Consider the following 6,777-nt stretch of genomic DNA (forward strand, 5'->3'; position numbering starts at 1 on the left):
ACACGCCTGTTTTGGATTAAAATGCTGATCGCTCCGGGATGCATCACCACGCTCTGGATTTAACATACTGATTTTACGTCAAGGGAATCCGCAGCCTTTATGGCTACGCAGCATAATATCTATTTATTCAACAAAGCCATTTTGTTATGATATACTTTAATCTTGCTAAAATCCCGCTAAATAAGTGATATTTCCGGAACTCATGCTTTGATTTTTTCTTCCATTGTAAAGATGTTCGGGATTTAAGTAACGGTACATCATGCCATTCTGAGGCTAGATATGCTTTTTGAAAGAATATTGTTGAAGGATATTGTCCCCATTCATTCCAAGGCTTAGTTGTACCAACATAATGAATTAAGATAGATTCATTATTTATGATTTTTTTATATTTCTGATGAGTCCTGTCGTATAACTCGCTTTTTATACTATAGATGCTATTGTATTTTCTGGGTAAGAGAAATGTTTTGCCGAGCAAAAGCATATTTAATGCATCTTGATCCGGATATTTTAGTTCTGAATGTTCAAAGATAAATTTAATAACGTTAGAGGTTAAGTTTTGTTGATGCCATTGTTTTAAATCCACAAACATTACACCAGAATTAAAATAGACATCTTCTATTTCTGGACAATCGAGTCTTTCAATTGCTTTCTTATCCATCCCCTCAATATCGGTGACAACCGCACAAATAGCATTATCAAAAGATAAATGTATTAATTCGTCAATGGGAGCTTTACATACAATATCGGCATCAAGATATAATAATCGATCTGTATATGATCCCAAGTAATCGAATGCGATTAATCTGTAATAAGCAGAATAAGGCCAATTCTTTGTGGGTAAGTCTTTTAATGGTGTGTTATCAATGTGATATATGAATATATCTACATTAAATCCACCAGACATTTTCTTGAAACGATGAAGATCATCATCGCTTATGGAGTCAATGAAAAAGTGTAAGGTGATAGGAATTTCACTGTTTATAATCGTCGATGTGGCCGAAATTGCAGCACCGAATAAAAAATTATTATCGACACCGTATGCAATGTGCAACATCTTCTCTTTGTTAGTTTCCTGCGCACCAAGAAATTCAATCTTATTCTTGATCAAACTGCTATCAAAATACATAATTTTCTATGCTCTGAATTAGATGATTTTTTTTAAGAAATAAAGTAAGTAGTTTTTAAAACCTGAAAATATTTTTTTATTATGAAATTCATGTTTGGCACAATAACGCAGCTGATTAGCTGAATGAGCTTTAAGCAATTCAGCATCTTTCCATGGGGAGTTATTTTTTGCGTTTGTAAAATAGCATGATGAGTCATAATAAATGGCCCACTCATTCCACGGCTTTGTTGGGCCTATATAATGAATGAATACCGTGTTATTGGTGATGGGGGTGAGCATGTTTTTATTTTTATTTATCTCATAGTTAATACTAAACTGGGTGTTGTATTTTTTATCCAAAAAAATAACTTTATTCACAAACAATATGTTTAATATATCTTGATCTAAAAATGATATTATTTTTTTTATTTCATCTTTGGAAAGAAGATTCATTGCTTGTCGACTGATATCTTCTTTCGCCCATAAAGGAATGTTTATTAAAAGGAATCCTGCATTAAAATAACCATTACTTATATCCTCATCCCCTAACGCATGTGCTCGCTTGGTCCACCAAGATTTCTCTCCTTCACTGACCACGGCAGCGAGATGAACGCCCAAGTCTAGATTTATTAACTCATCCAGTTTCTCATTACAAATAATATCAGCATCAAGATAAAGTACTTTAGATGATAACCCATTGAAAAAATCAGCAATGATAAAACGGAAATATGTTGCATAAGACCAGTTTTTAGTGCTTGGTAATTTTTTTAACTCATCACAGTTGATAAGATAAACGATGATTTGGGTGTTGTATTGATGGCTAAGTTCAGTAAATTCTGAGATGTTTTTTTCATTAAAATAATCGGTAAAAATATGAAATACTATTTCTCTTCCTTTATTGTTTAACAATATGGAAGATACGGATATTCCGCAGCCAAATATAAAGTTTTTGTCTATTCCATAAGCAATATTAAATGCATTGGCAGGTAATGTATCAATATTGTTATTTAGTGTTACTTTCTCTTTTATAACATGTTTGATATTAAAATACACAATATCACCATTAATTTAATGTTTTTTGATTGTTATGATTTGAAATATATCCCATCAATGTAGAGTAATAGTTTTCATCATAAAATCCACTGATGGATTTTTTAATTTCTTCTACATTGTGATTGATTTCTTTTTTTTGTACTTGAGATAATATATTAATAAAATCTTTGATATTACTCGGTGCATAAAGTTGCCCATTCACACCATTCTTGATGATATCACCTGGTCCTGATGGGCAATCGCTGCTAATGCAATAAATCCCATAAGATATCGCTTCAACTAAAACCATCCCAAACCCTTCAAATGAGGATGTGAGAAGTAATGCGCTGACAGAGGGTATTTGCTTTTGAACATATTCCCACGGCTTTTCTTGCCATCCGTGCCAATGCAAATGATCTGCAATGTCCAGTTGATGCGCGTAGGCCTGGCATATTTCCGCATCTGAACCATCACCGATAAAATGGCATTCCCATTCACCGTGCAAACCGGAGAAAGCATCTAACATGTCTTTAAGACGCTTTTGACCCTCAAACTTAAGACGCCCAACATACATAAAGACGGTTTTATCGGTTGGGCGCGGAATCACGACACTTTGTGGCGTGACTGGGTTAAAAATCACAGAGATGCGTTCGGGAGAAACGCCACGCTTTATTAATTGCTGCTTGATACCGGAGCTGATGGCCAAGTGATGATCCGCGACCAGTGCCTGTTCGGCATGTTTTTTGTGTTCGAGAGAGTAGTGCAGCCACGAAATCAGCGGCAGCATTTTCTTACTGTAACGGATCGCTTGTGCCGCAACGCGACAGGATGGCGCATCAAAAGCAATAACCGTATCGGGTTGGTTCTGTTTAATGAAGCGCGCCAGCGCACACGCGTGGCTCATTCTACGCAGAAAGGAGATCTTGATGCCGGAACGATGGCAAATAAAGTTCTTTCCTTCCAGCCAGGCTTTATCCATGCGGTTATCACGGCAGAGAAAATATAAGGTATAGGTGTTTTTAGTGTCTTTGTCACTTTCCAGGAAGCGAGTGACCTTTTTTATTACTGTCTCAATCCCGCCGAAACCGGAGGTGGCCTCACCGACGAAAAGTATATTCATAATGATAATCAGGACTCGGGTTAAAGTGACTTACGCTCTGTTCTTTCTCGAATTTTTTCTGCTTTGGTAAACGCTTCATGAAATAGCGCTTGTTCCTGACGCAACGTAGTACGCAATGGTTGATGATCAAAATAGATCTTCAGGAAAAACAAGAGATCGTGTTTGCTAAGCCCAATATCTAGTGAGGAAAAATAGAAGCCGATAAGATCTTTATTACGCCATCTCAGCGGAACACGTTCGCGGAGTTGTGCCCGATGCAGGTCGATGACCGAAAGTGTAAATTGCGTATCGGTGGGCTGATAAGGCTGACGCAGCAAGAAATGGCAAATATAGCAATCACGGTGATTGACGCCACCGGCATGCATCTTTCTCACCATTTCTGCCACACGGCGAATCAGTCGCCGTTTTTCGGCAAGCATTGGCGGATTCTTCGGCCAGTTGGCGCAATAATCTTCCAGGCTGATGGCCGGGCTTAAATCCTCTGTAATGATAAAAGATTCGCGCTGTAGCGGGTTTATTCCCCGCTGGCCAAATGCTGCGCCCGTCATGGTGTCTACACCGAGATCGCGCAAACGCTGAATCGCGTTCCATTCACGATCAGCGCCCAATACGGGCAGTCGTAATGAAAGCAGGTTTTTGAGTGCCTCTTTTAATGCCGTACCGCGATGTATTTTGATAAACCATGAGCGTCCTGCCAAAGTAAAACGTAATGTTTTGCGGCTCTCTAGTGCGCGAAAGACATCGCCATCCAGTTTTTTGACTTCTTCAAACGGGTCGCGTTTCTGCCAGAGTGAGGCGAATGGCTCTTTTAACGTAATGACGCTTTTCATTTAATGACGATCCTGGCCCGCAATCAGCTGCGCGGCTTTTTCCGGTAAGCTGTAAAGATCTTCCGTATCGGCATAATGCCGGGCATTCTCCGACCAGCGATGCAACGTTTCCGTTTGTCCTAATGCCCTGTGCAGCGCAGCGTTCAGCGCTTCCTGACTGAAGGGGGAGGCGATGACTTGGCCTGCTTGTGCCTTATCAATATGGAACGCGTAGCCACATACCTCTGTCACGATAACCGGTAGCCCTGCAGTAATCGCTTCAAGGAGCACAATGCCTGCGGCTTCCTGATGTGCAGGGTGGAGTAACAGATCTGCGGAGGCCATAAAATCAGGAACATCACTACGCCCAGCGAAAAAGCGCACCTGTTTATCAATCCCTAACTGACCCGCCAGCGCCTGATAACGGTCGGGTTTATCTTGGCCGACAACCAAGAAAACGACCTTTTCCCGTAGTGCTTCCGGCAGGCTGGCAACAGTGTGAAGGCTGCGCTCGACGCCCTTACGCTTGAAATCTGAGCCTACTTGCAGCAGTACTAGGGCGTTTTCGGAGATGTTCTGCGCATGACGAAAGGTCTGGCGAACGCCGGGAGTCTGCTGGTCATATTTTCTGTCCAGCGAAATGCCCGGTGGAAGAATCAGAAAACGCTCATCTTGCGTGCCATAATGTTTTTTAAAATCTGCAATATGGCGTTGAGTCAGCATCAGCATTTTGGTGTTTACGCCTGGGCTGAACACCGCTTTTTCAAAAGCGGAGTAGTGCTTGTAGCGCGGCGTTAAGCGATAGAAAAATCCTTTCTCCTGCTCAACCTTTTCCGCGTAGCACACATCCGCGGCGTAATAAAAATCCAGTCCCGGCATTTTATTGAATCCCACCACGTGATCGACAGGGTGCAATTGCAGATGGTGTTGAATCCACTCACTGTAGCGTTGATGCCGCGTGTTATTGCTGATACCCACCGTGGGCACCAAAATAATCTCAAGATTCTCAGGCTCTTCTCCCTGCCAGGACAACACATACACCCGCACACGGTGACCGTGCTTGACGCAGGCCTGAGCAATACTGAGGAAATCGCGCTGCAAGCCGCCAAACGGGAAATATTTATACAAGCAGAAGGCAATATTCATGCAGAATTCCTTATCTTTCTGCGGTAGTTAGCGAAGCACCCGTAGGGTCGGCCAGCAACTTTGCTGCGGCGTGAATTACGTCCTGAGCAGGGATACATGACAGGTATTTTTTATTCCTATAGAGATGCTCTCTCTCAGGCATGGCGGTGTAGTCTCCCGCCCAAAGGACAATATGGTTATCTGACCAAGGTCTCCATTTGCCGTGATCCGTCGGCCCAAACAGGCAAACTGTTGGCGTTGCGAGCGCTGCTGCCATGTGCATTGGTGCAGAGTCGACGCCGATATAGAGTACGGCGTTGTCGATCAATGCGGCCAGTTCAAGAAAATGCGTTTTACCGGCAAGCGACAGATTAGGTTTGTGTTCGCATAAGGTGCTGATCTCCTTCACCACCGCCAAGTCGTCGGCACCAGGGCCACAGGTAAGGACGACTTCTAACCCTTGCTGTTTCAGATGATCAATAACCTGCGCAAATTTATCGTTATCCCAGCATTTAAAATACTGTCTGGCGGTCGGCTGGATGACCACATAAGGCGTTGCCGCTAATTCAGGGGCTAGGGCAAAAACGCGGTCAGCATCTTCCGGGCCATAGTACAGCGACAGCGGCCGTGTCCTGTCTTCCTCTGGCACATCCAGAGGGGCAAGCAAAGAGAAGTTCTGCTCAACGATATGTTGCCCCGTTGGTTCCAGACAACGTGTGAAACAGGCGCGCCATAGCGACTGTCTGGCGCCTCCGCGTTGAATGGAGAGGCTATAAGGGCAGTTCAACGATTTAATCAGCAGCGCGATTGGCCACTGGTCGGCCAGATTCACAATCAGGTCATAGCGATTGCGTTTGAGGGTGTTGCGCATGGCGAGAAAATCACTGACTTTCTCCATTGCGCCAGCGGTTTTTCTTTTTAAACCGTATAACCGGTGGATATCGGGATGCTTGGAAAGGATAGGGCTGGTGTCCTCGTAGAGCAGCACATCAATAGCAGCTTCTGGGTAACGCGCTTTTAGCGTGCTGATAAGCGGCGTAGTCAACAGCATATCCCCATGAAAACGCAGCTTTACGATCAAGATCCGGTTATAGTTCAGTGTGTTGAGGCTCACTCGCTTTCCTTTAGTTAACGCATATAAACCAGAAAATGACCACGCTACCGCCCCTTGCTTTCCAGCTACCAGTGGACTGCGTGCTATTATCCGGATTGTTATCAGGCGTAACGTAAATAAATACACAGGCTCTACTATTTTATACCGCTATGGTACTAAAAGCTGTATGCCTCTCACAGCGGTAATTACGCTAGGTTGAGAGGGCGTCTGTGTGGGGGGGGGAAGGGTCCATTTTCCCGTCAGCGTCATGCCAAGACAGAACGTGACCAGCCACGCCATCAACATATCCCGCTCAAAGAAAATGACATCACTCAAGCCAAACATAAGTAACGATTTGTTGAATAAATAGATTTTATGCTGGCAGCCCAGTGAAACGACGGATCCTCGCAACGTAAAATCATGCAGTTAGGCCTCATGAGAAAAGTGTACACCTGAGATGACAAGCATTTTCAACCAAAACTGGCATGGAAAA

Annotated in this window: 7 protein-coding genes; all 7 read right to left on the reverse strand. The window is 43.2% G+C overall.

Going from position 1 to position 6,777, the window contains the following annotated elements; all coding sequences use genetic code 11:
• Nucleotides 1-127: 127 nt before the first annotated feature.
• The 7 genes from QZ506_RS05235 to QZ506_RS05265 all read right to left on the reverse strand — a co-directional run bounded on the left by QZ506_RS05235 (nucleotide 128) and on the right by QZ506_RS05265 (nucleotide 6,695).
• On the reverse strand, nucleotides 128-1,108 hold the full coding sequence (locus QZ506_RS05235) for a glycosyltransferase (RefSeq protein WP_291969554.1): 981 nt from the start codon (nucleotides 1,106-1,108) through the stop codon (nucleotides 128-130).
• 36 nt (nucleotides 1,109-1,144) lie between these two features.
• Nucleotides 1,145-2,158: a lipopolysaccharide 3-alpha-galactosyltransferase gene (waaO, locus tag QZ506_RS05240; protein ID WP_291969556.1), complete on the reverse strand. Its 1,014-nt coding sequence runs from the start codon at nucleotides 2,156-2,158 to the stop codon at nucleotides 1,145-1,147.
• A 10-nt stretch (nucleotides 2,159-2,168) separates the two neighbouring features.
• Entirely contained in the window at nucleotides 2,169-3,257 is a 1,089-nt protein-coding gene (gene waaB, locus QZ506_RS05245; protein WP_291969557.1) for a lipopolysaccharide 1,6-galactosyltransferase, read from the reverse strand.
• 20 nt (nucleotides 3,258-3,277) lie between these two features.
• Nucleotides 3,278-4,087 carry a lipopolysaccharide core heptose(I) kinase RfaP gene (rfaP, locus tag QZ506_RS05250; protein ID WP_291969559.1) on the reverse strand — a complete coding sequence of 270 codons (810 nt, stop codon included), beginning with the start codon at nucleotides 4,085-4,087 and terminating at the stop codon, nucleotides 3,278-3,280.
• Entirely contained in the window at nucleotides 4,088-5,212 is a 1,125-nt protein-coding gene (locus QZ506_RS05255) for a glycosyltransferase family 4 protein (protein WP_291969561.1), read from the reverse strand.
• A gap of 10 nt (nucleotides 5,213-5,222) precedes the next feature.
• The gene (gene rfaQ / locus QZ506_RS05260) at nucleotides 5,223-6,305 is read right to left on the reverse strand and encodes a lipopolysaccharide core heptosyltransferase RfaQ (protein ID WP_291969563.1); all 1,083 of its coding nucleotides are present in this window, start codon (nucleotides 6,303-6,305) and stop codon (nucleotides 5,223-5,225) included.
• Between the two features lie 147 nt (nucleotides 6,306-6,452).
• Complete coding sequence (locus tag QZ506_RS05265; RefSeq protein WP_291969565.1) at nucleotides 6,453-6,695, reverse strand: hypothetical protein; 243 nt, start codon at nucleotides 6,693-6,695, stop codon at nucleotides 6,453-6,455.
• Nucleotides 6,696-6,777 lie beyond the last annotated feature (82 nt).

Origin of the sequence: Candidatus Symbiopectobacterium sp. (assembly GCF_020054415.1) — a bacterium.
Classification (GTDB): domain Bacteria; phylum Pseudomonadota; class Gammaproteobacteria; order Enterobacterales; family Enterobacteriaceae; genus Symbiopectobacterium.

Coding starts and splice junctions, on each gene's coding strand:
- waaB (WP_291969557.1), bottom strand. CDS start 3,257: ATGAATATACTTTTCGTCGGTGAGGCCACCTCCGGTTTCGGCGGGATT.
- rfaP (WP_291969559.1), bottom strand. CDS start 4,087: ATGAAAAGCGTCATTACGTTAAAAGAGCCATTCGCCTCACTCTGGCAG.
- QZ506_RS05255 (WP_291969561.1), bottom strand. CDS start 5,212: ATGAATATTGCCTTCTGCTTGTATAAATATTTCCCGTTTGGCGGCTTG.